At 66.2% G+C, this 22,264-nt stretch carries 24 protein-coding genes and 1 tRNA gene; 13 read left to right on the forward strand and 12 right to left on the reverse strand.

The genetic code is table 11. The annotated features are described in order from the left end of the window. Positions 1–19 precede the first annotated feature (19 nt). The 3 genes from IP83_RS02860 to IP83_RS02870 form a co-directional block, all read right to left on the reverse strand. Positions 20–529 carry a GNAT family N-acetyltransferase gene (locus IP83_RS02860; protein WP_054120701.1) on the reverse strand — a complete coding sequence of 170 codons (510 nt, stop codon included), beginning with the start codon at positions 527–529 and terminating at the stop codon, positions 20–22. Between the two features lie 73 nt (positions 530–602). After that, positions 603–1,268: an SDR family NAD(P)-dependent oxidoreductase gene (locus IP83_RS02865; RefSeq protein ID WP_054120702.1), complete on the reverse strand. Its 666-nt coding sequence runs from the start codon at positions 1,266–1,268 to the stop codon at positions 603–605. 44 nt (positions 1,269–1,312) lie between these two features. Continuing rightward, positions 1,313–2,428, reverse strand: coding sequence for a TauD/TfdA family dioxygenase (locus tag IP83_RS02870; protein WP_054120703.1), 1,116 nt, complete (start codon positions 2,426–2,428; stop codon positions 1,313–1,315). Between the two features lie 240 nt (positions 2,429–2,668). Here IP83_RS02870 and IP83_RS02875 point away from each other — a divergent pair, with 240 nt between their 5' ends. Beyond that, on the forward strand, positions 2,669–3,844 hold the full coding sequence (locus IP83_RS02875; RefSeq protein WP_054120704.1) for an MFS transporter: 1,176 nt from the start codon (positions 2,669–2,671) through the stop codon (positions 3,842–3,844). A gap of 274 nt (positions 3,845–4,118) precedes the next feature. After that, a complete protein-coding gene (locus IP83_RS02880; RefSeq protein WP_054120705.1) occupies positions 4,119–6,440 on the forward strand; it encodes a hypothetical protein in 2,322 nt (773 codons plus the stop codon). 3 nt (positions 6,441–6,443) lie between these two features. On the opposite strand, the gene add is transcribed toward IP83_RS02880, so the two are convergent. Both add and IP83_RS02890 read right to left on the reverse strand, forming a co-directional pair. Further along, entirely contained in the window at positions 6,444–7,556 is a 1,113-nt protein-coding gene (add, locus tag IP83_RS02885) for an adenosine deaminase (RefSeq protein ID WP_231624878.1), read from the reverse strand. 258 nt (positions 7,557–7,814) lie between these two features. Further along, positions 7,815–9,209 carry a short-chain fatty acyl-CoA regulator family protein gene (locus IP83_RS02890; protein ID WP_054120706.1) on the reverse strand — a complete coding sequence of 465 codons (1,395 nt, stop codon included), beginning with the start codon at positions 9,207–9,209 and terminating at the stop codon, positions 7,815–7,817. Positions 9,210–9,366: 157 nt separating this feature from the next. On the opposite strand from IP83_RS02890, the gene IP83_RS02895 reads away from it, so the two are divergent. The 3 genes from IP83_RS02895 (at position 9,367) to IP83_RS19810 (ending at position 11,618) form a co-directional block, all read left to right on the forward strand. Continuing rightward, positions 9,367–10,962: an isocitrate lyase gene (locus tag IP83_RS02895; RefSeq protein WP_054120707.1), complete on the forward strand. Its 1,596-nt coding sequence runs from the start codon at positions 9,367–9,369 to the stop codon at positions 10,960–10,962. Between the two features lie 16 nt (positions 10,963–10,978). Continuing rightward, positions 10,979–11,137, forward strand: coding sequence for a hypothetical protein (locus IP83_RS20430; protein WP_169793754.1), 159 nt, complete (start codon positions 10,979–10,981; stop codon positions 11,135–11,137). 313 nt (positions 11,138–11,450) lie between these two features. Then, positions 11,451–11,618 carry a hypothetical protein gene (locus IP83_RS19810; RefSeq protein WP_197274255.1) on the forward strand — a complete coding sequence of 56 codons (168 nt, stop codon included), beginning with the start codon at positions 11,451–11,453 and terminating at the stop codon, positions 11,616–11,618. Positions 11,619–11,622: 4 nt separating this feature from the next. On the opposite strand, the gene ftrA is transcribed toward IP83_RS19810, so the two are convergent. After that, a complete protein-coding gene (ftrA, locus tag IP83_RS02900; RefSeq protein ID WP_197274256.1) occupies positions 11,623–12,600 on the reverse strand; it encodes a transcriptional regulator FtrA in 978 nt (325 codons plus the stop codon). Between the two features lie 84 nt (positions 12,601–12,684). Here ftrA and IP83_RS02905 point away from each other — a divergent pair, with 84 nt between their 5' ends. The 3 genes from IP83_RS02905 (at position 12,685) to IP83_RS02915 (ending at position 14,337) form a co-directional block, all read left to right on the forward strand. After that, the gene (locus IP83_RS02905; RefSeq protein WP_054120709.1) at positions 12,685–13,080 is read left to right on the forward strand and encodes a rhodanese-like domain-containing protein; all 396 of its coding nucleotides are present in this window, start codon (positions 12,685–12,687) and stop codon (positions 13,078–13,080) included. Between the two features lie 6 nt (positions 13,081–13,086). Then, complete coding sequence (locus tag IP83_RS02910) at positions 13,087–13,530, forward strand: GNAT family N-acetyltransferase (RefSeq protein ID WP_054120710.1); 444 nt, start codon at positions 13,087–13,089, stop codon at positions 13,528–13,530. Between the two features lie 111 nt (positions 13,531–13,641). Beyond that, the gene (locus IP83_RS02915; RefSeq protein WP_054120711.1) at positions 13,642–14,337 is read left to right on the forward strand and encodes a glutamine amidotransferase; all 696 of its coding nucleotides are present in this window, start codon (positions 13,642–13,644) and stop codon (positions 14,335–14,337) included. On the opposite strand, the gene IP83_RS02920 is transcribed toward IP83_RS02915, so the two are convergent. The 4 genes from IP83_RS02920 to IP83_RS02935 all read right to left on the reverse strand — a co-directional run bounded on the left by IP83_RS02920 (position 14,334) and on the right by IP83_RS02935 (position 17,501). Beyond that, positions 14,334–15,503 carry an aminotransferase gene (locus tag IP83_RS02920; RefSeq protein WP_054120712.1) on the reverse strand — a complete coding sequence of 390 codons (1,170 nt, stop codon included), beginning with the start codon at positions 15,501–15,503 and terminating at the stop codon, positions 14,334–14,336. The two genes, IP83_RS02915 and IP83_RS02920, sit on opposite strands and share 4 nt — an antisense overlap. A gap of 113 nt (positions 15,504–15,616) precedes the next feature. Further along, positions 15,617–15,691 (reverse strand) — tRNA-Gln (locus IP83_RS02925). Between the two features lie 185 nt (positions 15,692–15,876). Next, on the reverse strand, positions 15,877–16,722 hold the full coding sequence (gene yghU / locus IP83_RS02930; RefSeq protein WP_054120713.1) for a glutathione-dependent disulfide-bond oxidoreductase: 846 nt from the start codon (positions 16,720–16,722) through the stop codon (positions 15,877–15,879). Positions 16,723–16,826: 104 nt separating this feature from the next. After that, positions 16,827–17,501: an HAD-IA family hydrolase gene (locus IP83_RS02935; RefSeq protein WP_054120714.1), complete on the reverse strand. Its 675-nt coding sequence runs from the start codon at positions 17,499–17,501 to the stop codon at positions 16,827–16,829. Positions 17,502–17,560: 59 nt separating this feature from the next. On the opposite strand from IP83_RS02935, the gene glmU reads away from it, so the two are divergent. Genes glmU through IP83_RS02950 form a run of 3 tightly spaced genes read left to right on the forward strand, consistent with a single transcriptional unit; the run spans position 17,561 to position 19,827 of the window. Further along, on the forward strand, positions 17,561–18,922 hold the full coding sequence (gene glmU / locus IP83_RS02940) for a bifunctional UDP-N-acetylglucosamine diphosphorylase/glucosamine-1-phosphate N-acetyltransferase GlmU (RefSeq protein WP_054120715.1): 1,362 nt from the start codon (positions 17,561–17,563) through the stop codon (positions 18,920–18,922). Positions 18,923–18,927: 5 nt separating this feature from the next. Beyond that, complete coding sequence (gene aac(6') / locus IP83_RS02945; RefSeq protein WP_054120761.1) at positions 18,928–19,362, forward strand: aminoglycoside 6'-N-acetyltransferase; 435 nt, start codon at positions 18,928–18,930, stop codon at positions 19,360–19,362. Between the two features lie 12 nt (positions 19,363–19,374). Then, a complete protein-coding gene (locus tag IP83_RS02950) occupies positions 19,375–19,827 on the forward strand; it encodes a DUF3291 domain-containing protein (RefSeq protein ID WP_054120716.1) in 453 nt (150 codons plus the stop codon). 8 nt (positions 19,828–19,835) lie between these two features. Here IP83_RS02950 and IP83_RS02955 read toward each other — a convergent pair whose 3' ends face one another. Further along, positions 19,836–20,480 carry a hypothetical protein gene (locus IP83_RS02955; protein WP_054120717.1) on the reverse strand — a complete coding sequence of 215 codons (645 nt, stop codon included), beginning with the start codon at positions 20,478–20,480 and terminating at the stop codon, positions 19,836–19,838. Between the two features lie 184 nt (positions 20,481–20,664). After that, positions 20,665–21,378 carry a glutathione S-transferase family protein gene (locus tag IP83_RS02960; protein WP_054120718.1) on the reverse strand — a complete coding sequence of 238 codons (714 nt, stop codon included), beginning with the start codon at positions 21,376–21,378 and terminating at the stop codon, positions 20,665–20,667. A gap of 127 nt (positions 21,379–21,505) precedes the next feature. Between IP83_RS02960 and IP83_RS02965 the strand changes: the two genes are divergently transcribed. Beyond that, positions 21,506–21,874 carry a ribbon-helix-helix protein, CopG family gene (locus tag IP83_RS02965; protein ID WP_054120719.1) on the forward strand — a complete coding sequence of 123 codons (369 nt, stop codon included), beginning with the start codon at positions 21,506–21,508 and terminating at the stop codon, positions 21,872–21,874. Continuing rightward, a complete protein-coding gene (locus IP83_RS02970; protein WP_054120720.1) occupies positions 21,871–22,251 on the forward strand; it encodes a PIN domain-containing protein in 381 nt (126 codons plus the stop codon). The genes IP83_RS02965 and IP83_RS02970 overlap by 4 nt, the downstream gene beginning before the upstream one ends. Positions 22,252–22,264 lie beyond the last annotated feature (13 nt).

The raw sequence follows: 22,264 nt of genomic DNA on the forward strand, positions 1-22,264 counted from the left end.
CCGCCGATGCCAGATCAGATCAGCCGCGCCAAGGGCCGAGCATGCCCTCCGCGGGCAGGACGGCAGGATTGGCGGTCCGGCAGAGCAGGCGCGACGGGTCCCACGGGCCGGGGAGCTTCCACCCGCAGGTGTTCGCGGCGGAGAACCCGAAGAAGCGGCCGTAGTAATCGAGATCACCGATCATCACCTGCGGCAGCGGCGCGCGCGGATCGATCGCGGTGAGGCTGGCGGTGACGAGCGCCTTGCCATAGCCCTGCCCCTGCAGGCCGGGGAGCACGGCGACCGGGCCGACCATGATCATCGGGTGCGCGCGGCCGTTCGGGTCAGTCAGCGCAACCGGCCAGCACTGGATCGTGCCCGCGATATGCTCGCCTTCATCGAGCGCGGCGAAGGACAGGCCGGGGAGCCAGTCAGTCCCTTCGCGCACCTTGTAGGCCGTGCGCGCGAAACGGTCCGTCCCGAAGGCGGCGTCGAGCACGTCCTCGATCAGCGCAGGATCGATATCGGCAAGCGGAATCAGCGTGGCCAAGGCGGACGGCTTTCGGGCAGCGGCAAGGAAGCGCGCCGATAGCGGGCGAGGGGGCCGGGGACAAGCTGCGCGTTTAGAGGATGACTTCCACGGGCGCAGGGGCGGGCTTGCTGTGCAGCTCCCAGAAGCGCTGAGCGATGGTTTCGGGTGCGAGCGGCGTGCCGGGGAGGATCTGGCCGGTGACAGTGACCGTGCCGATGCGGATCGGGCTTCCCTCCATTTCCTTGTGCAGGCTTTGGGCGAGATTGCGGATGCCGGCCTTGCCCACGGCGAGAGATGCGGCGGGCAGCCAGCCGGTGGGATCGAGTGCAAGGCCGCCGCCGGTGAGGAGGATCGAGCCTTTTTCGCGTGCCTGCATGGCGGGCAGCACGGCCTGCGCCGCCGCCAGCGCGCCGCCGACATTGACGCGGAAATCGGCAACCAGGGCATCCAGCGGGATCTGCGAGGGGACTGCGGGGGTGGCGCTGTAGGCGTTGTAGACCAGCACCTCGACCGGGCCGAGCTGGTCCTCCACCGCACGCACAGCTGAAGCCAGCGCGGCGAAATCCCCCGCATCGACGGCGCGCAGATCGAGCTTGTGGCCCTGCTCGGCCAGTTCGGCCGCGAGGGCGGCGGACTTCTCCGGACTGCGCGCGAAACCGGCGATGACATAGCCGCCGGCGGCAAAGCGTTGCGCCAGTGCTGCGGAAAGGCCGGGGCCCATGCCGATGATGAGCGCGACGGGATTGGCGGAGGACATGGCTGCGGGTTCCTATTGTGGCCACGCCCCCGACCAGGAGGCGCTCAGTGGGTTCTACGCGCCAGCAGCCTGAGCCGCGAGTTGAATTCGCCGCGATCGACGTAGCAGCCGTGGAGATGGCGGAAGCCGGTCGAGGGATCGAACGCCTCGCGCCCGTGGAGCACGCGGCGGTTGTCGAACACGATCATCTCGCCCGCCTTGAGCTTGAAAGTGAGCTGGTACGCCGGGTCGCGCGTCATCGCCATGAAGGCGCGGTAGGCCCGGTAGTAGGCGGGCATGATGTCCGCGGGCATGTCGAACGTGGCGGCGATGTGTGCGTTCCAGCGGATTTCGCTGACCTTCCCGGCGCGGTCCAGCGTGATCACCGGCGCATGGGTGCGGATATCGACATCGCGGTCGTGGAAGCGGAAGGGGATGGCGACTTCGCTGAGCAGGCGGAACGCCTCCGGGTCCTTGGCGCGCAAGTCTTCGGCGAGGGCGTAGCCATCGGCGAACAACGAGCCGCCGCCTTCCGCTTCGTTGGCAAGGCAGTGGAGGAACTGGAAGCCCGGCGGCACTTCCTGATTCGGCAGGTCCGTATGCAGCGGCAAGGTCACAGCGGTGTAAGCCAGGTTGTTGGGATCAGGCTTGCTGACGACCTCGAAGGTCATGCCGAAGTTGGTTTCGCGCAGGAAGCCGATCTTGCAGGCGATGTCGACGCCGGCGTCGATCCGGTCGTCGAGGCTGTCGACGATCGACAGGCCGACCGCGGCGGTATCCTGCATCCACGCCCGCAGTTCGCAGTCGTTCTCTAGAATGCGGTTGGCGGCATGGCGCGGCAGGCCAGTCGGAGTGAGATCGGCGCGCCACAGGCGGGGAGCAATGGCGGCGGGATCGGCGGCGCGGCGGCCCGGGCGATGCGCGGCGAGCACGTGAACCGGCATATGGCTGACGTGCCCATCGCGATAGTGCAGGATCACGGTCTCGCCGGTCTGTTCCGCGAGGACGAGGACCGGCTCATCGTCGAGCGAGAGCAGATCGAGCACGCGCTCTTCGGTCTGCGGATGGAAGGCGCTGGGGCAATTGTCGCGCAGCCAGAGCGCGGGATAAACGGCGTGGCCTTCCGGTGACCATGTGGCGAGGAGGGCGTCAGGCCGCACCTTGAGAGCAGAAATCTTCATGGGAACATCCCGTCGTGTCGCAAGAGTGATCGCGGTTCGGCAGATCAGTCCTTGCGTGGCGGCGGGCGCCAGTCCTGCACTTTGCCATAGCGGAACGACGCCGGGCGCCGGCCGTGGATCAGGTCTGGGCGGAAACACGTCATCAATCGATAGAATATGGCGTATCGATTGCTTGGACAACCGTAAAACAAGGCGTGCCCGCATTGCTACCTGCGGCCTGGCGTGCCACCTCTCTCGCCGATGAATACGACGCAAGGCAGCGCGCACAGCACCGCGAGAGGGACTTTCCCCTTCCTCCCCACCCTGATCGGCATCGGCGCGGCTACCGCCGCAGCACACATCGGCAACAATTTCACGACCTATCTCGTCGGCGGCCTGATGGACAAGTTCGGTTTCACGCCGTTCGCGATGGGCGCATGGAACATGGCCGAGACCTTGAGCTATGCGGCCGCGATGTTCCTCGTCGCGCCGCGTGCGCGGCATCTCGATGCGCGGGTGCTGGCGATGCTGGCGAGCGTGGTGGTGATCGCGGCACAGGCCGGCTCGGCGCTGACGGGGGCCTATGCGCTGCTGTTTGCCGGGCGCATCGGGACGGGGCTGGGCTTTGGCCTGATGAACAGCGCGCTCAATCTGGCGGCGGGGCGGACGGGCAATCCGGCGCGGTGGATCTCGCTGGGCATCGCGGTGCAGACTTTGCTGTATGCCGGCATTGCCATTCTGGTGCCGCTGATCGGGCGCGACTACGGGGCGCAGGGCATGTTCTTCGGGCTGGCAGGGATTTCGGTGCTGTTCGGCCTGTGCGCGCTGCTGCTGCCAGGGGGCAAGGGCGATGTCGATGAAGCCACGACTGGCGCACCGCCGCTGGGCGCAGACGGTTATCGCGTGCTGGCGGCAATGGCGCTTTTCTCGTTCGGATCGCTTGCGATCTGGCCCTTCATCGAGCGTACCGCGCATGCCATCGGCATCCCGGCGACCGAGTTCGGACTGTACCAGAGCGTCGCCGTGCTCGCGAGCGCGGTTGGGAATGCCGGGCTCGCGCTGGTGATCGGCCGCCTGCCGCGCGCGTGGCCGCTGGCGGCGGCGCTGGGCCTTTGCGCGCTGATGTGCAGCCTCCTGACGACGATGGGCAGCGCATTGGCGTTCGGCGCGGCGTTCGTGGTGTTCATGGTCAGCTGGTTCCTGACCTACCCGCTGCTGATCCGCCTCGCTTATGCGCAGCCCGGCGGCGAGCGGCTGGCGGTGATGACTTCGGGCACCTGGCTGCTGGCGCAAAGCCTCGGTAGCCTTGCTGCAGGCGCGATGGCGCAGGGCTTTGGCGCCTATACGCTGATCGGGCCAGTCGGCGGGGTGATCTGCGCGCTGGCGATCGTGGCGGCGATGCCGGTGGCAGTGAGGCTGGACCGCGCCTACGCTTGAGATCTGGCGCTTGAGATCTGGCGCTTGAGATCTGGCGCTTGAGATCTGGCGCTTGAAATCTGGTTGCTGCCGCATTCAGTGAACTCGTCAATTTCCGTTTACCGGCAGCGCATTAGCAAGGAACGGCGGCGAGCCTGCCGCGCGTGGTGGAGAACGCGCGCGGTGTGATCTGAGGTATGATCCGATGCACCGACTCTGGGACTGCCGCCCGGGTCTGCGCCGTTCTGGCGCGGCCCTGCCCCTTGCCTGCTGCGCTCTCGCGCTGGCCCTGCCCATGGCGGGAACCGCTCATGCGCAGACGGCGACCACCACCCTGCCCACATATGCCGGCAAGACGCAGGTGATTACCCTGCCGACCAACGAAGTGACGCTGACGGGCCGCATCGATGGCGTGCGTGCAAGATGGGTGGTGATCGGGACGGCGGCGGGAGTCGCGCTCACGGATCCGGCGAGCGTCGTCACCTCCGCGCGGTTCGTGGCGCCGGGGACCTACATGTTCGAACTGCAGTCGCTCAACGCCAGCGGCGCGGTGATCAGCCGGTCGACCACGCGCGTGGTAGTCGGCGCGGCGCCAGCGGCCGGCGTGTTCCGCGAGCGGCTGCTGACGCCGGCGGGCGGGATCAATGCGGCGGAGTACCGCTTCCTTGCTGCGCATATCACCGATCCGGACGTGGTCGACTACCGGCTCGGGCCGAAATATGAGCATTTCGATCATACCGGTGAAGCACCCGCGCCGACCTTGTGGGGCCCGGACATGACCAGCGGGCAGGGCCTATGGCCTTTCGGCATCCTGCCTGCGAACAATCCGGGCGAGCCTGAAAAGTGCCTGCCGCCTAGCCAGCTGCCGCGCAGCGACGAGGAGGAACTGGCACGCGGGCTCGACGGGGCGGGCTGGCTGGTTGGCGGTCAGCAGGCATTCCTGCCCGACAATCCGCTCGATCCCGATTTCCGCTTCGGCGTCGCGAACACGCGCGGCGCGGATGGAGCCGTGTTCAACGCGCGGCGCTTCCGCAACACCGAAGGGGGCCTGTGCATGCGCATGATCGCCTCGTGGTATCCCGACTGGTGGAACCGCAACGGGATCGCGCAGCCCTACAACAGCCAGGTGCGGCGTCTGGTCGAGACCACGCGGCCCGACTTGCCGCTGGTCCCGGTCGTCATCGCGCGCGGGCGCGCCAATGCCAGCCAGATCAGCTTCGCCGCGTTCAAGGACGGCACGATCGTGCCGATGATCATCGGTAACTCGGCGCCCGAGCTGTTCGATGCGACGCCGCTGCAATTGCCCAAGGGCATGGTGCCGACCGCGATGGCGGTGACGCCGTACAACGAGTTTCTTGTCGTTTCGGTGTGGGATACCAACACCGTATCGGGCAGGCTCGCTTTCATCGCGCTGCGTCCGCGCGAGATGGCGGTGGGATCACCCGAGCAGACGCCCAACACGCGCTGGTACTGGGGTCTGCCGGGCGCATGGACCAATCGCGGGATGAAGCTGCTGGGCATGGTGAACCTGCCTTTCGCCGCGCCGACCAGTCTCGATGTGTCCAACAACCTCGTTCTGGGCAACCCGCGGGGGTATGGTGCGAACGATGACCCGGCGCGCGGCGATCTGGCGAGGGCATCGGCACGGGCGATCTGGAGCAAGATCAATCCGATCTATCCGCCCTTCGGGGCGGACGGCATTCCCGATCCGGACTGGAGCCAGACGGCGTCGGGCGGCTATGCAGTGGTCGCCTCGCGCGCCGAGAACAAGGTGGCGTTCGTCGATATGACGCCGCTCTACCAATACTACCGCTCGATGTATCTCACCTCTCAGCGCAACTACGACCGGACCGTCGATGCCAGCACCACGGACCCGGCGAAGTGGCCCTATACCTTTGCCGTCAAACCCAGCCAGCGTCCGCGTGTGGTCTCGACGATCACGGTATCGCAGCCGACGAGTGTCAACGCGGGGCTGCAGGTGCGGGGCGCCCTTTCGGATCGCAGCACCGATATCTTCGAGCGGCTGGGGCGGCGCAGCCCGCGCGAGGCCTGGTCGAACAGCGAGCCCGAGCGCTATCTCGCGCGCAGCCGCGCGTTCGTCGCCGCGATGGATGGCACGGTGCGCATCTTCAACGTGCAGGGGCTGATGTTCCCGAAGTCGCCCGTGGGGCCGAGCGTGCCGGCCGAGCCGCTGGGCACGTTCAAGGCCGGACGCAACCCGCGCTTCGCCTTCGTCAACGGCACCTCGACGGCGGCGGGCGACGATCTGTGGCTGGTGAGCCGGGGCGACCGCCGTGTGACCTTCGCCTGGCCGACCGGCGAGGTGCAGTACAGTTTCACCGACAGCCGCCTCAAGGACCCGGTCGGCGGCGCGGTCTCGTTCAACGCTGCCGGGTTCGGCGGGCGGGGGCCGGGCAAGGCGGTGCTCGCGCCGTTCATCTCGATCACCGACTTCGGCGGCAAGGCCATCGCGACTTATGCGGTCGAGCCGCGGCGCGGGGAACTGGGCGAGCTTTATCCGTTCCGCTCGCCCGCCGGGCCGGTCGATGCGCTGTTCGGCTCGATCGCGCCCTTCCCCGGCAGGCCCTTCATGATCGATTTGGAGGAGATCATCTGAGCCTCACGCCGAGGCGAGGTAGGCATCGAGGCGGGCAAGCAGAAGGCGCTTGTCCGCCTCCGGCAACCAGGCCGCCTCGAAGCCGTTGCGGGCGATCTGCGCGAGTTCGGCGCGGCTGAGATTGCTGCGGGTGACCGCGCGCAGCAGAACGTCGTTGATGTATTCGCTCGCCATGTATGCTGGATCGTCGGACGAGATAGTCACCTTGAGGCCCGCATCGAGCATCGCACGCACGACATCGACCGGCTGGTCAAGGCCCTTGCGCAAGGTGCCGGAGAAGGTGGGGCAGACGGTGAAATACATGCTGCGCTGTATCGCGATGGCGACCAGTTCCGGCGACTGGACGATATTGCCGCCATGGTCGATGCGGTCGACCTTGAGGTCGACCAGCGCGGTGCGGATGTTGGTGAGCGTGCCGGGCTGATCGATATCGCAGTGCGCTGTCACGTGGAGGCCGTTGGCGCGAGCCTTGGCGAAGTGGGCGGCGAACTTTTCGGGCGGGTGCCCGGCTTCATCTGAATCGAGCCCGACGCCGACGAGATATTGCTTGAACGGCAACGCCGCATCGAGCGCAGCCATGGCGCTTTCGGCCGAGGAATCGCGCACGAAGCAAAGGATGAGCTGCGAGCGGATGCCCAGCATGGTCTCCGCCTCCCGCCGCGCGCGGGTGATGCCCATGATCACCGCTTCCATCGGCACGCCGCGCTTGAGGTGCTCCTGCGGATCGAAGAACATCTCGGTATAGATGACGTTCTGCGCCGCGGCCCTGGCGAGGTAGGCATAGGCGAGGTCGCGGAAGTCCTGCTCTTTCAGCAGCACTTTCATGCCGTCGTAGTAGATCGCGAGGAAGCTCGCGAGGTCGTGATAGTTGTAGCTCGCCTTCATCGCGGCGACATCGACGAAGGGCAGGCCCAGCCCGTTGCGCCTGGCGAGCGCGAACTTCATTTCCGCCTCGAGCGTGCCTTCGAGGTGCACGTGGTATTCGCTTTTGGGCAGGCCCTTGATGAATTGCACCAGCGCGGGATCGACGCCGTCTGCAGGCGCGGCGGCATAAGCCCAGCGCGGGAGCGCAGCTGCGGCGGCGAGGCCTGCCATGAGAGTGCGGCGTGTGATCATGTGGCTTGCCCCCTGTTTTTCCCTTTCCGGAAGCTTCGGGGGGCATGCGGGCTGCGTCAATCTGGTTTTGCGCAAGGGGGTGTGCGGGAAAAGAGAAATGCCCCTCCGTCAGCCCTTCCTTCGACAGGCTCAGGATGAGCGGGGCTGCCACCTCCCCATTTGTCCCTGCGGGAAAAATGGAGAGGACTTTCTCCCTCCCCATTTTCACGAAGTGCAAGTGGGGAGGTGGCCTGCCGTCAGGCAGGTCGGAGGGGTTCTTCAGCTCTCCGCGAACACGAATGGTTCGGGCGTCTTGCGGTAGTCGTCCGGCAGGATCTCGCGGCCCAGCGGCGGTTCGGCGCGCGCGGTGCAGGTGGCGCGGTTGCAGAGGCGGCAGGTGACGCCGATGGGAGTGGCCGCGGGTTGTTCGCCGCGGGCGTAGATCAGTTTGGGGGCATGCTCGGCGGTGCAGCCGAGCGCAATCGCGCGCCGCACGGCCGGCTTGCCATGCGCGCCGCCGCCCGAGGTGACACTGTGCGCGACGCTGAAGAAACGCTCGCCGTTTGGCAGTTCGAGCCACTGGGTGAGCACTTCGCCGGGACGCCGGAAGCAATCGTGGAGCGTCCACAGCGGGCAGCCGCCACCGTGCGCGGCAAAGGGGAAGCCCGCACCGTCGAGCCGCTTGGAGACGTTGCCCGCTGCATCGACGCGGATGAAGAAGAACGGCACGCGCTCCTGCCCGGGGCGATTGAGCGTGGTGAGGCGGTGCGCGACTTGCTCGAAGCTGGCGCCAAACTGGCCTGAAAGCGCTTCGATATCGTAGGCGCGCGCCTCCACCGCGCGGGCGAAGCGATCGTAGGGCATGATGAGCGCGGCGGCGCCATAGGCGGCGAGCGCGCGGCGGACGAGCTGCGCGGCGGTCTCGCTCGAGAAGCTGGCGCCGCGCACCATGGCCGCGATTTCACTGCGCAAGGCGGTGTAGGCGATGTGCAGCGCCATCTGCCAGCGCCGCGCTTGCGGCCCCAGCGCCTCGTCGATCAGCAGCTGTTCGGCATGGCGATCATAGCGGCGCAGCGCGTCCATCATGATCTCGGCGGGCATCAGGCGCACGCGCAGGCCTTGGCTGCGCAGATACTCGGCAAGTCCGCCTTCCTGCAGGCCGCCCAGCTTCTCGATCTCCTCGGCAAGCGCTTCGGCCTTGCTGTCGAGCGCGGGGAAGTAGTTGCGGCGCTGGGCCACGAAGCGGCGCGCTTCGGCGAGGGGGTCGGCCTCGGTGCTGGCACCGCCGCGCAAGCCTGCGAGCGCCTGCTGTTCGCGCATGTAGGCGGTGTGGAGGCGCAGCATGGCCTCGGTAATGCCGGGATAGCTCGTGGCGACGTCGGCCACTTCCAGCGCGGGCAGGTCGATCTCGGCGAAGATCGGGTCCTTGAGGACGTCCGAGAGGCGGCGGGCGTAGTCGTCGCGTTCGTCCGCCGCGAGTTCGCTGACATCGAGCTTGTAGGCCTTGGCGAGTCGCAGCAGCAGGTCCGCCGTCAGCGGGCGCTGGTTGCGTTCGAGCAGTGCGATGTAGCTGGGCGAAATCGCGAGGTCTTCCGCCATCACGGCTTGGGTGAGGCCGAGTTCGCGGCGCAAGCGCTTGAGCCGGGGGCCGAGGTAGAGCGGGCGCGATTCCATGGCTTGTCAGGTTCCTGTGCAGCCCGAGTCTAGGCTGTACAACTTTACAAGCATATTCTGTAAAGTTTGACAACATGACCGCGCTGCGGGTTTCGTGTGTGCTTTTGCGGGTCTAGCCGGGGCTCACAAGCCTACCCCCAACAGGAAGCGGACGACCATGACCTACTCGCAGACCATCAACGAAGCCGCCAAGGCGATCGCGCCCTATGGCAAGCCCTGGGATGGGATCGACGCCGCCTCGGTGGCGCGGATGCGTCTGCAGAACCGCTTCCAGACCGGGCTCGACATCGCGCGCTACACCGCCAAGATCATGCGCGCCGATATGGCCGCCTACGATGCGGACCCTGCCAAGTACACGCAGTCGCTCGGCTGCTGGCACGGGTTCATCGGCCAGCAGAAGATGATCTCGATCAAGAAGCACTTCGGCACGACCAAGGGCCGCTACCTTTACCTTTCGGGCTGGATGGTCGCCGCGCTGCGCAGCGAGTTCGGTCCGCTGCCCGACCAGTCGATGCACGAGAAGACCAGCGTTCCGGCGCTGATCGAGGAACTCTACACCTTCCTGCGCCAGGCCGATGCGCGCGAACTGGGCATGCTGTTCCGCGAGCTCGATGCCGCGAAGGCTGCGGGCGACGCGGTCGGCGTCCACCGCCTTCTGCACAAGATCGACGAGTACGAAACCCACATCGTGCCGATCATCGCCGATATCGACGCCGGGTTCGGCAATGCCGAGGCGACCTACCTGCTCGCCAAGAAGTTCATCGAGGCGGGCGCCTGCTGCATCCAGATCGAGAATCAGGTCTCGGACGAAAAGCAGTGCGGCCACCAGGACGGCAAGGTCACCGTGCCGCACGAGGACTTCCTCGCGAAGATCCGCGCTGTCCGCTATGCGTTCATGGAACTCGGCGTCGAAGACGGCGTGATCGTGGCGCGCACCGACAGCCTCGGCGCCGGCCTCACCAAGCAGATTGCCTATGTGAAGGAGCCGGGCGACCTCGGTGACCAGTACAACGCGTTCCTCGATTGCGAGGAAGTCGATGCGGCGAACCTTGGCCACGGCGATGTGCTGATCAGCCGCGACGGCAAGCTGCTGCGCCCCAAGCGCCTGCCTTCGAACCTCTACCAGTTCCGCCCCGGCACCGGTGAGGACCGCTGCGTGCTCGATTGCATCACGAGCCTGCAGAACGGCGCCGACCTGCTCTGGATCGAGACCGAGAAGCCCCACATCGGCCAGATCGGCGGCATGGTGAACCGCATCCGCGAAGTGATCCCGAACGCCAAGCTGGTCTACAACAACTCGCCCAGCTTCAACTGGACACTGAACTTCCGCCAGCAGGTGTTCGACGCCTGGACCGCTGAAGGCCGCGACATGAGCGCCTATGACCGCGCCAAGCTGATGAGCGTGGACTACGACGGCACCGAACTGGCCGACGAGGCCGACGAGCGCATCCGCACCTTCCAGCGCGATGCGGCGCGCGAGGCGGGGATCTTCCACCACCTCATCACGCTGCCGACCTATCACACCGCGGCGCTCAGCACCGACAACCTGGCGAAGGAATACTTCGGCGAGGCGGGCATGCTGGGCTACGTCAAGAACGTCCAGCGCGCGGAAATCCGCCAGGGCATCGCCTGCGTGAAGCACCAGAACATGGCCGGCTCGGACATCGGCGACGACCACAAGGAATACTTCGCCGGCGAAGCGGCCCTGAAGGCGGGCGGCGCGCACAACACCATGAACCAGTTCGCGGCTTAAGAGAGGAGCAACGACAATGGCTGAACCGACCCGGGCCCGTGCGGTCCTTTCCACCGAAGACTTCAAGCTCATCCGCGAGGCGGTGCTGCACTACCTCAAGGTGATCGAGGACCAGCCGGAATCGGTGAAGTTCTCGCACCTCTACCACCGGCTCGGGAGCGCCATGGGCCGCTGAGGCCCCCTCTGCGCCCCACACGCAACTTTCCTGGGGAGGAAAGCTGGCCCGCCGTGCGACACGATCGCGCGGCGGGCCTTTCTGCATGGGCCTGAAGCAAAACTTTCGGGTGCTCCAGAAATCCTGTCGGGACAAAACTCAAGCAATAAAGTAGAGAAATAATGTGCGCCGGGGATGCGTCCTCTCCCCTCTCCCAAGTCCCCGGCGCCACCGCGGCTTTTGATGGATGTCAGCTTGCTCCGCGTCACCAACGGCTAAAGCGCACGGACTGAGGCGGCCTCGCCAGATTCGTGTTCCGATCCAAGGAGATACGATGATGACGAGAGTTTCGGGCCACCCCCGCCGTGTCCACAAGCCTGCCCCTGTTGCCAACGCTGCCACAGCGCGCATGCCGCATCCCTCGTGGCGTCTGTTTGGCGAAACCGCGACAGGCGAACGGACGCTATCGGCCGAGGATTTCTGGCAGAAGCTGGGGCTCTGACGTTTCAAGCGGCGATGGCGTGTTCGCGGCGATAAGCGGTAGGCGTCAGGCTGACGAGGCTGCGGAAATGGTGGCGAAGCGCATGGGCGCTGCCGAAGCCGACCGCCTGAGCGATCGTTTCCATGGAGCCGCCGCTGCGCACGAGGAGGTCTTTGGCGGCCTCGACGCGCTCGGTAACCAGCCATTGGCCGGGGCCTTGTCCGGTTGCCTCCCCAAAGCGACGCTCGAAGGTGCGGCGGCTCATGCCGACTGTGGTCGCCATGCGGGCGATGGTCCAGTCACTGGCGAGATCAGCGCGGATGTGATCGAGCAGCGCCGGGATCGCCCCATCGCCGCGTGGGCGCACCGGTCGCTCGAGGAACTGGGCTTGGCTGCCGGTGCGATGCGCGGGCATGACAAGGCGGCGCGCGACCGAATTGGCAGCGTCGGGCCCGAAATCGCGGCGCACGATCTCGACCATCAGATCGATGCCGGCGGCGCTGCCGGCGGAGGTGAATATCCGGTCTTCGGCGTGATAGAGCGAGGCTTCGTCGACCGTGAGCGCGGGGCGGGTGCGCCGCAGCGCATCGGCGTAGCGCCAATGCGTGGTGGCGCGCTTGCCATCGAGCAGGCCGGTGGCGGCGAGTACGAAGGCGCCGGAGCAAATCGAGGCGAGCCGCGCACCGCGCCCGTGGGCCGCGCGCAGGGTTTCGATCAGGCTTTCCGGTACCGGTACGGCGGCGCCTTTCCAGCCAGGCACGACGATGAGATCAGCCTCCTCCAGCAGGTCAGCACCGCCATCGGGCAGGATGCGGAAGCCGCCGTGTGCAGTGAGAGGACCCGGCTCGATCGCGGCGCTGCGGAAGCGGTACCAGCCGGAGCCCATCTCGGGCCGGGCGAGGCCGAAGACTTCGGCGACAATGCCGAACTCGAAGGTGCAGAGGCTATCGTAAAGCAAGGCGACGACCAGCGGGCCGGTCAGGGGAGTAGGAGCAGTTGGCATGATCCTTACGAATATTGTCATCTGTGCCAATTGCAAGCGGTGCGCCCGATCCGGCATTCCGGGCGGCGAAAGGAGCACCTCGCCATGCCGACTGCCGTAACTGCCATTGCCCCCGCCGAGAGCGCCGCCGCGCGCGCGCACTTTGCCGCCTCGTTCACGTTCGAAACCGATTGCTGGGACGTGCACGCCTCGCTGGCGGAAGGCCCTGACTTTGTGCTGCTGGATGTGCGCAGCCCGGCGCTCTTCGCCAAGGGACATGTGCCGGGCGCGATCAGCCTGCCGCACGGCAAGATCGTCGCCTCGAAGATGGCGGCGTGGGAAGCCGATACAGTGTTCGTGGTCTATTGTGCCGGGCCGCATTGCAACGGCGCGGCGCGGGCGGCGTTGCGGCTGGCGGACTTGGGTCGGCCGGTGAAGCTGATGGCGGGCGGGATCACCGGCTGGCTGGACGAAGGCTTTGCGCTGGTAAGCGAGGACTGAACCGCGATGGAAGTCTGCATCCGCCGCGCGCGGCCGGGGGATGACGCGGCGTTGCTTGCGCTGATCCGCGCGCATGCCTTGTTCGAGCAGGCAGAGGCGACGATCGATGGAGAAGCGCTAGCCGAGCTGCTGGCAAATCCGGCACCGCCCTGCCTGCTTTTCGTGGCGGCACAGGGCAGAGGGCTGGTGGGCTATGCTGCGCTCACGCTGGACTTTGCTCTATGGCGCGGGCGCTGGTGGGGACACCTGGACTGCCTCTATGTGGATGCGGCGGAGCGTGGACGGGCCATCGGGCCAAGGTTGATGCTGGCGGCGGCGGAGGCGGCGCGGACACGCGGCGCAGATCGGATGGAGTGGCAGACGCCTGCGTGGAACCGGCGGGCCATGGCGTTCTATCGCCGCGAAGGAGCGTCGCTCATAGCCAAGGCGCGGTTTGCCATGGCACTGTGATCAGCCGCGCCTGCAAGGCAGAAAGCGCGGCTATCGCGAAGCCAATCTGATCTCGCTGGTTTTAGTCTATCGTTTTAGTAGAAATAAGCTTCCGACTCGGGAGCCGCATCGATGAAATCCGCCCTCATCATCCGCCATGTCCCGCGCGAAGGCGTCGCGGGCTTCCGCGCGCCGATCGAGGCGGCGGGCTATGTGATCGACCGGGTGGATGTGGATGATCAGGATTTCCATGCGCTTGATCTCGTCTCGCCCGATCTGGTGGTGATGATGGGCGGGCCGATGGGGGTCTACGAGCGCGAGGCGCATCCGTGGATTTCGTGCCAGCTGAAGCTGCTGGCGCGGCGGCTCGCGGCGGATCGGCCGACGCTCGGCGTGTGCTTCGGCGCGCAGATGATCGCGGCAGCGCTGGGGGCCGAGGTCTATGCCGGGCCGGTGAAGGAAATCGGCTTCGGTCCGGTCACGATCCACGACACGGCAGGGCCGCTGCGCCATCTCGCGGACGTGCCCGTGCTGCACTGGCATGGCGATACGTTCACCTTGCCCGAGGGCGCGGAGCTGTTGGCCTCAAGTTCGCTCTATCAGCATCAGGCGTTCCGAAAGGGCCGCAATGTGCTGGCGCTGCAGTTCCATGCCGAGATGGGCGAGGACGAGCGCTTCGAGGACTGGATCGTGCAGGACTTCGACTACCTGACTGCAGCGGGTCGCTGCGCCGGCGAATTGCGTGAAGCGCATGCCGCGCATGGACCGGGCGCGGTTGCGGCGGGCCGCGCGATGATCGCGGATTGGCTGGCTGGGCTGGAGAGCTAGAGGCTCTCGCGCCACCTGCTCAGCCGCGCGACGGCGTCCTCCAGCATCGCGGGCGGCTTGCAGTGGCACAGACGCAGGATGGTGCTCGGGCCGCCTTCTCCCCCCTCCCACAGCGCCGAGAGCGGGATCGAGGCCACACCAGCCTCACGCACCGCGCGTTCGCTGAATGTGCGGTCGTCCAATGCGATGCCGCTGGCGGGCAGGTCGATACAGGCGAACCACGTGGCGGTGCTCTCGAGCACCTTGAACCCGGCCGCGGCGAGGCCATCGATCAGCACGCGGCGCGAGGCGGACCATTCGGCATGGAGCGCCCGGGTGATCGCCGGATCGGCCAGCCCTTCGGCAGCGCCCCATTGCAGCATCGGCGGAGTGGTAAAGGTAAGGAACTGGTGCGCTTTGCCGAGAACGGTCGCCAGCGCCGCATCGCCAACCATCCAGCCGACTTTCCAGCCCGTCGCGCCGAAGATCTTGCCCGCCGAGCCGATCTTGATCGTGCGCTCCGCCATGCCAGGCTCGGCCAGCAGCGAGCGGTGCGACAGGCCATCGAAGCGGACGGCTTCCCATACCTCATCACAGATTGCGACGAGATCGTGCTCGCAGGCAATCCGGGCGAGGAGCGCGAGTTCCTCCGCGCTGGCGACCGATCCGGTCGGGTTGAGCGGATCGTTGAGGATCAGCGCGCGGGTACGTGGGGTGATCGCGGCACGGATCGCGGCGTCGTCATAACCCCACGCAGGCGGGGCGAGGGGCACGAACACCGGCACCCCGCCTGCGCGGCGCACCAGCGGCGCATAGGCATCATAGGCGGGGGAGAACAGCAGCACTTCATCGCCAGTGCCGACCACGGCGAGGATCGCGGCGGCAATGGCTTCGGTGGCGCCCGAGGTGACGACGATCTGCTCACGGGTGAGATCCAGCCCCTGCTCACGCCTATAGAAGGCGGCGACCGCATCGCGCAGTTCGGGCACGCCCATGCTTGGCGGGTATTGCTGCGAGCGCGTTTCCATTGCGCGCACGGCAGCGGCGGTCAGTGCCGCGGGCGGCGGCGTATCGGGAAAGCCCTGGCCCAGATTGATCGCGCCGAAGCTGCGGGCGAGGCCCGACATATGCTCGAACACGGTGACGGGCATCTCGGCGTAGATCGGATTGAGCTGCAGGTGGGTCATCGCGCCGCACGCTAGCGTGGTGTTTGCTTCGTGCCCACCCCCGACCCCGCCCGCACGCGGGAGGGGCTTTAGGGGCGGCGGCAGGCCGCGCATCGCTGCAATATCCAGAAGGCTGGCTGGGGCGGCAGGATTCGAACCTGCGGATGGCGGTACCAAAAACCGCTGCCTTACCACTTGGCGACGCCCCATCAGGGTGGCGCGCTTATAGCGGCGGGTTTGCATTGGACAAGGGGCGGATGGGGCAGATGCACCCTCTTCATTCACACCATTCCCTGCACCCGCTCATGCTGAGCTTGTCGAAGCATCACACGCGGCGGTCGCGTCAGCACCCTTCGACAGGCTCAGGGTGAGCGGATGTGGGAGGATAGTGGCTTTAAAGCGTGCCTTCCGGCAGCGCGTCGAAGTCGGCCGCGCTGTGGCGTTCAAGGATGCCCTTGTTGGTGTTGACGAGGCGGCCGCGCTTGGCGCCCGGACGCGCGTCGATTTCCGCGACCCAGCGGCCGACGGCTTCGTATTCGTGCATCGAAAGGAACGTCGCCGCATCGCCGTAGGCTTCGCCGCGGTAAATGTTGCCCAGCCACGGATAGGCCGCCATGTCGGCGATCGTGTACTCGTCGCCCGCAAGGAAGCGAGTCTTCTTCAGCTGGTTGTTGGCGACGTCGAACAGCCGCTTGGTTTCCATGGAATAGCGGTCGATCGCATATTCGATCTTGAACGGCGCATAGGCATAGAAGTGTCCGAAGCCGCCGCCCATGAACGGCGCCGAGCCGACCTGCCAGAACAGCCACGAGAGCACTTCGGCGCGCGCAGGGCCTGAGGCGGGGATGAACTGGCCGAACTTGTCCGCCAGATGGAGCAGCATCGCGCCCGATTCGAACAGCCGAAACGGCTCGGGCCCGCTCTTGTCGAGCATCGCGGGGATCTTGGAATTGGGATTGAGATCGACGAAGCCACTGCCGAACTGGTCGCCTTCGAAGATCTTGATCAGCCAGGCATCATACTCGGCTTCCGCGATGCCCAGCTCGAGCAGCTCCTCGAGCATGATCGTGACTTTCTGACCGTTGGGCGTGCCGAGCGAATAGAGCTGGAACGGATGCTCGCCGACCGGGAGTTCCACGTCCTTCTGCGCACCGGCGGTGGGGCGGTTGACGCCCGCAAAGGCGCCTCCGTTGGCCTTGTCCCAGACCCAGACCTTGGGCGGCACGTATTCTTCGGACATATGAATCTCCTCTTGGGAATGGCGTGCCCCAAGAGTGGCGTCGCGGTGTGACGATGGCAAGGCGGACGGGGGGCGCAGATATTCTGCTGGCGCCCCACCTTTTTCTATCGCGACAGGGCTTCCAGCGCAGAGACGAGCTCGTCGAAATGGTCGATCACCGTGTCAGCGCCGAGTTCGCGCGCAGGCAGATCGTTGAACCCGAAGCTCACGGCGACGACCGGCAGGCCCGCCGCGCGCGCTGCTCCCACGTCGAACGTCGTGTCCCCCACGAATGCAGCCCTCCCGCCGCCACAGCGCGCCACCATTTCGTGGAGCATGTCCGGCGCGGGCTTGGCGCGGCCCGGCCCCAGCGTGTTGCCCCCGATGATCGTGGCGAAGCGCGGGGTGAGGCCCATTTCGTCGAACAGGCGGCGGGCAAGGTCCTCGCGCTTGTTGGTGGCGATGGCGAGGTGGACGCCGCGCGCGGCAAGCGCGTCCAGCATGGCCTCGCCGCCGGAGAACAGTGCGGTGTGGCGGGCAATGTTCTCGGCATAGAAGCCGACCAGCACGTCTTGCAGCGCCGTCACGTCGATCCCGTCTGCGCTGCCGCCATGAGCGAGCGCCGCGCGCAGCATCTGCCCGGTGCCCCCGCCGATGAAGGTGCGGGCGAGATCGAGCGAGACGGGTTCGCGGCCGATATGGCCCAGTGCATGGTTGAGGGCATGGGCCAGGTCCGCCGCCGTGTCGAGCAAGGTGCCGTCGAGGTCGAAGCCGACGATCTGGAAGGGAAAATCCGTCATGCCCCGCTCCGTGGCGGCGCATTCTGGAAACTGCAAGGAAATGCTGGCAAGGAACGCGCATGACTGATGCTCCCGCTCCGCTCGCTCTTGTCGTCCTTGCCGCCGGCAAGGGCACCCGCATGAAAAGTGACCTGCACAAGGTGCTCCACCCGATCGCCGGGCGGCCGATGTTGATGCACTTGCTGGCCAGCGCCGATGCGCTGGAACCGGCGCGCAAGGTCGTCGTGGTGGGGGCCGGGCGCGAGCAACTCGAGAAGGCGCTGGGCGGCACTGCGGACCTTGCCGTGCAAGACCCGCAGCTCGGCACCGGTCACGCCGTGCAGCAGGCCGAAGGCGCGCTGGCGGGCTTCGCAGGCGATGTGCTGATTCTCTACGGCGACGTTCCTTTCGTGCGAACCGAGACAATGCGTGCGATGCTGGAGCGGCTGCATGGTGACGATAATCCGGCGGTGGTCGTGTTGGGCTTCGAGCCCGAGGATGCACTGCAATATGGCCGCGTGATCGCCGAGAACGGCGTGGTCACGAAGATGGTCGAGCACAAGGATGCGACCGAAGCCGAGCGCGCTTGCCGTTTGTGCAATTCAGGCCTGATGGCGGTGCGCGGGAGCGAACTGTTCGCCCTGCTGGCGCGGGTCGGCAACGACAATGCGCAAGGCGAATACTACCTCACCGACATCGTCAACGTGGCGAACGGCGATGGCCGAGTCTGCGCGGTGGTGGTGACGGACGACGCCGACGAAGTGGCGGGGATCAACAGCCGCGCCGAACTCGCCGAAGCCGAAGCGCGCTGGCAGAAGAAGCGCCGGCTGCAAGCGATGGCGGACGGCGCCAGCCTCGTCGCGCCCGAGACGGTGTGGTTTGCCTGGGACACTGTGCTCGGCCGCGATGTGACGGTGGAGCAGAACGTGGTGTTTGGCCCCGGCGTGACGGTGGCGGACAACGTGGTGATCCACGCCTTCTGCCACATCGAGGGCGCGCGGCTGGAGCCGGGCGTTTCGGTTGGCCCCTTCGCGCGGCTGCGGCCGGGCGCGGTGCTGGAAGAGAAGGCGCGCGTCGGCAATTTCGTGGAAGTGAAGAACGCGGTATTGCACGCAGGAGCCAAGGCCAACCACCTGACCTACCTCGGCGATGCCGATGTGGGCGCGGGCGCGAACATCGGCGCGGGCACGATCACCTGCAATTATGACGGTTACTTCAAGTATCGCACGGTGATCGGCGAGCGGGCATTCATCGGCTCCAACTCGGCGCTGATCGCCCCGGTGAAGATCGGCGCGGACGCCATCGTCGCCGCAGGCAGCGCGGTGAGTCGCGATGTCGCCGATGGCGAACTGCGGCTGGTGCGCGGCGAACAGCTGGTCAAGCCGGGCTGGGCGGACCGCTTCCACGATGCGATGAAGAAGAAGAAGGCCGAGCGCAAGTGAATGCCATAGTCCCGGCGACCGAGGAGCACCTCGATGGCTGGGCGGCGCTGCGCCATGCGCTGTGGGACGAGCTGACCGCGGCGGAACATCGCGCCGAGGCGCAGGAACAGCTGGGCGAGCCGGAGCGCCTGCTCAATCTGGTCGCGCTCGATGGTGACAAGGTCGTCGGCTTTGCGGAAGCCGCCCTGCGGCATGACTATGTGAACGGGTGCGAGACCTCGCCCGTGGTGTTTCTGGAAGGCATTTACGTCGATGCATCGGCGCGCGGGCAGGGCCTTGCGCGGCGGCTGTGCGATGCGGTGGCAGACTGGGGCCGGGCGCACGAGTGCAGCGAATTTGCCTCCGATGCGCTGGAGGATGATGCGGATAGCCACGCATTCCACCGCGCCGCAGGATTTGCCGAGACCGAGCGCGTCGTCTATTTCCGCCGCGAACTCTGACAAGAGATTTCGATGCCGATTGCCCAGCTCAATGTCGCCCGCTTCCGCCGCCCCAAGGCGGACCCCGCCAACCAGTCGTTCATGGATGCGCTCGATCACGTGAACGCGCAGGCCGACGTGGCGGACGGGTTCGTGTGGCGGCTGGTGGGTGAGGGCGATGCCAACGATGCGACCGCGATCGAGGCGGTGGCCGGGGACGCCGATTTCATCGTCAACCTCTCGGTCTGGCGCGATGTGCCTTCGCTCGAGGCCTTCGCCTACCGCCAGGCCGATCACCGCAGCGTGCTGGCGCGGCGGGGCGAGTGGTTCGAGCCGATGGAGCCTTCGCTGGCGCTGTGGGAGGTGCCGGAGGGCCACATCCCGAGCGTGGCCGAGGCGCTCGACAAGCTGGCCGAGCTGGGCCGTGACGGGCCGAGCGCGGCGGTGTGCACGTTCAAATGGTGGCGAGCAAATCGTTCGGGTTGACCAGGCATTCAAGTGCTTCGGTGTTTGCGCAGTCTGGCGATGTATTCGAGCTCGTGTTTGGCGGCATTGCTGTCTGGATCGTATTTCTGCGATTCCAGCATGTGCTTTTCGGCATCATCCAGCTTGCCAAGTTCGATTTCCGTATAGCCCATGCCGCGCAGCGCCCGCGCACGGTATTTGGGCTGGCTTTCGTCGTCAGCGTAGCTTGCTTTGTCCAGAGCTTCGGCGAACAGATCATGCGCGCGCTGCCACTGGCCAGCCATCTTGTACCACTCGGCGTATTCGTTGAGGAAATGCGCGTTGAGAGGTTCTCCCTCGTGCGCACGGCGCAGGAAGGTCTCGGCCTCAGCATTCCGGCCCATGTCAACCATGACATAGCCCTTCAGGAAGAGAGCGATGCAGAAGGCTTCGTTGACCACAACGGTCTTGCCGCCGGGGGCTGAAGACTTGCCCTCGTTATGATCCGAGGCTGCGGTGAGAAGCAGCGCGAGGGTCTGCTTTTGATTTTCGCTACAGAACGTCGCGCTCCTTGCCTGCATCGATTCAAACGCTGCGATGACGGGATCGAGCAGCGGAATGACGCCTTCGAGATTGCCACGCTTTTGTTCGGCGAAGGCAGCATTGACGGCCGCCTGTGCCTGCTCTGGCGTCATGTCTGCCGCACAGGCTGTGCTTGCGCCAGCGGCAAGGCTACCGGCTGCGAGGAGAGTGCCTATACCAAACCGCAGGCCGCCCATTCGCTTCTCCGCTGGCTCTGAGATTGGAAGATGATATGGCGGAGGAGTTGGGGCGGTCAAACGCAACCTTCATCGCTGTGGCGGGTTTGTCTCAGGGCCATCAACTGTAATACTTCGCCGCAAACCGGTCGATGAAGGCGACGAGGTTGGGCGTCTGGCCGATGGCGCGGCGCACTTCGCTTTCGAACGGCGCGCGCCAGATGTTGACAAGCTGGGCATAGGCAACCGCATCGATCGTGCTGGGCGTATCGCCGAAGAACCAGTCCTGATCACCGAGGATCGCCGCCAGCGCATTCACATCCCTCCGGCCGATGGCGGCGATTTCCTCGGGTTCATGTATGCCGATGCCGTGGCCTTCGAGCTGCTTCTTGACGCCGCGCCGCGCGATGGGGCCAAGCACCCGGCGGACGGGCAAGGCAAGCCCGCCGAGTACGATATCGCGGAATTGCTTCCAGTTGGCCTCGTTCATCCAGCGATCATGGACCATCGTCCAGTAGAGGTTCTCGTCGATCAGGCGCTGGATCGCCACCGCCACGCCATGCTGGGCCGGCGTGAGGTGCGCATCGGGATCGACGCCGAACCGCTCCGCCAGATGGGCCACGATGAAGGTCGAATCGCCGAGCTTCTTCCCGTCGAGTTCGATCCACGGCGCCTTGCCCTTGGGTCCGGCGAAGGGGGTGGGCGCGGTGATGCTCTCGTGCGGGATGCCCGTCATCCGCAACCAGGCATCGAGCTTGAGGCAGAACGGGCTGACCGTGGGAAGACCCCACGCGCCGGGCAGGTGATAGACCTTGAGGGTGGACGCATCGGCCATCTCGGCTCCCTTTCCCGCATCGGCAGTACGGACTTGTTTACCACTGCAAGATTACCGTGCGGCGAAAGGGTGGCAAGCCCCGCAAATGGCTTGACATGATATCATGATATGATATCGCGATATCATTATGACGCGCATCCTTGCTGATCTGCCGGAAGAAGATATCCAGTGGCTCGACGCCCGCGCGGCGGAGCAAGGCAAGTCTCGCGCATCGGTGCTGCGTGAAGCCGTGGCGACCTACAGGGCGCAGGCCGCATCTGCGGGCACGGACTGGATCGATAGCGGCTTCGGCCTGTGGAAGCATCGCACCGACATCGGCGATTCCGTCGAATGGCAGCGGCGTGAGCGGGCGTCGTGGACGCGCCCCTGGGATGACGACTACGAGGCGACCAAGGCGGAGTTCCCGGACCTGTTCGATGCCGAAGATGATCGTCAGCGCGCCGTCTATCTGGCCATGCGCCATGCCGCCGGCAAGCCGGAAGATGGTGACGCGTGAGCGACTATGCGTTCGATGCCAACATCGTGATCGACGCGCTGCTTGGGCTTGACCGCGCGCGGACCGAGCTCAAGCGCGCGGCTTCGGCAGGGCGGCGGCTGTGGCTGAGCCGCATGGCCTGGGTCGAGATTCTTTCCAAAGGCGAAGGCCAGACCTTGCGCGAGACCGAAGCATTCCTTGACCGGTTCGCCATTGACGAGATCGATATGGAAATCGCGTCACGCGCCGCGGCCTTGCGGCGCGAACGGCCTCGGCTGAAATCGCCCGATGCCATCATCCTCGCGACGGCGCTCACCCGCGGCCGCGTCCTCGTTACCCGCAATACCAAGGATTTTCCGGCGGAAATGCCGGGTATCCGCGTCCCCTACACTCTTTAGCGAAAGCGCAGTC

This window comes from Novosphingobium sp. AAP93 (genome assembly GCF_001296055.1).
In the GTDB taxonomy this organism is placed as follows: Bacteria; Pseudomonadota; Alphaproteobacteria; order Sphingomonadales; family Sphingomonadaceae; genus Novosphingobium.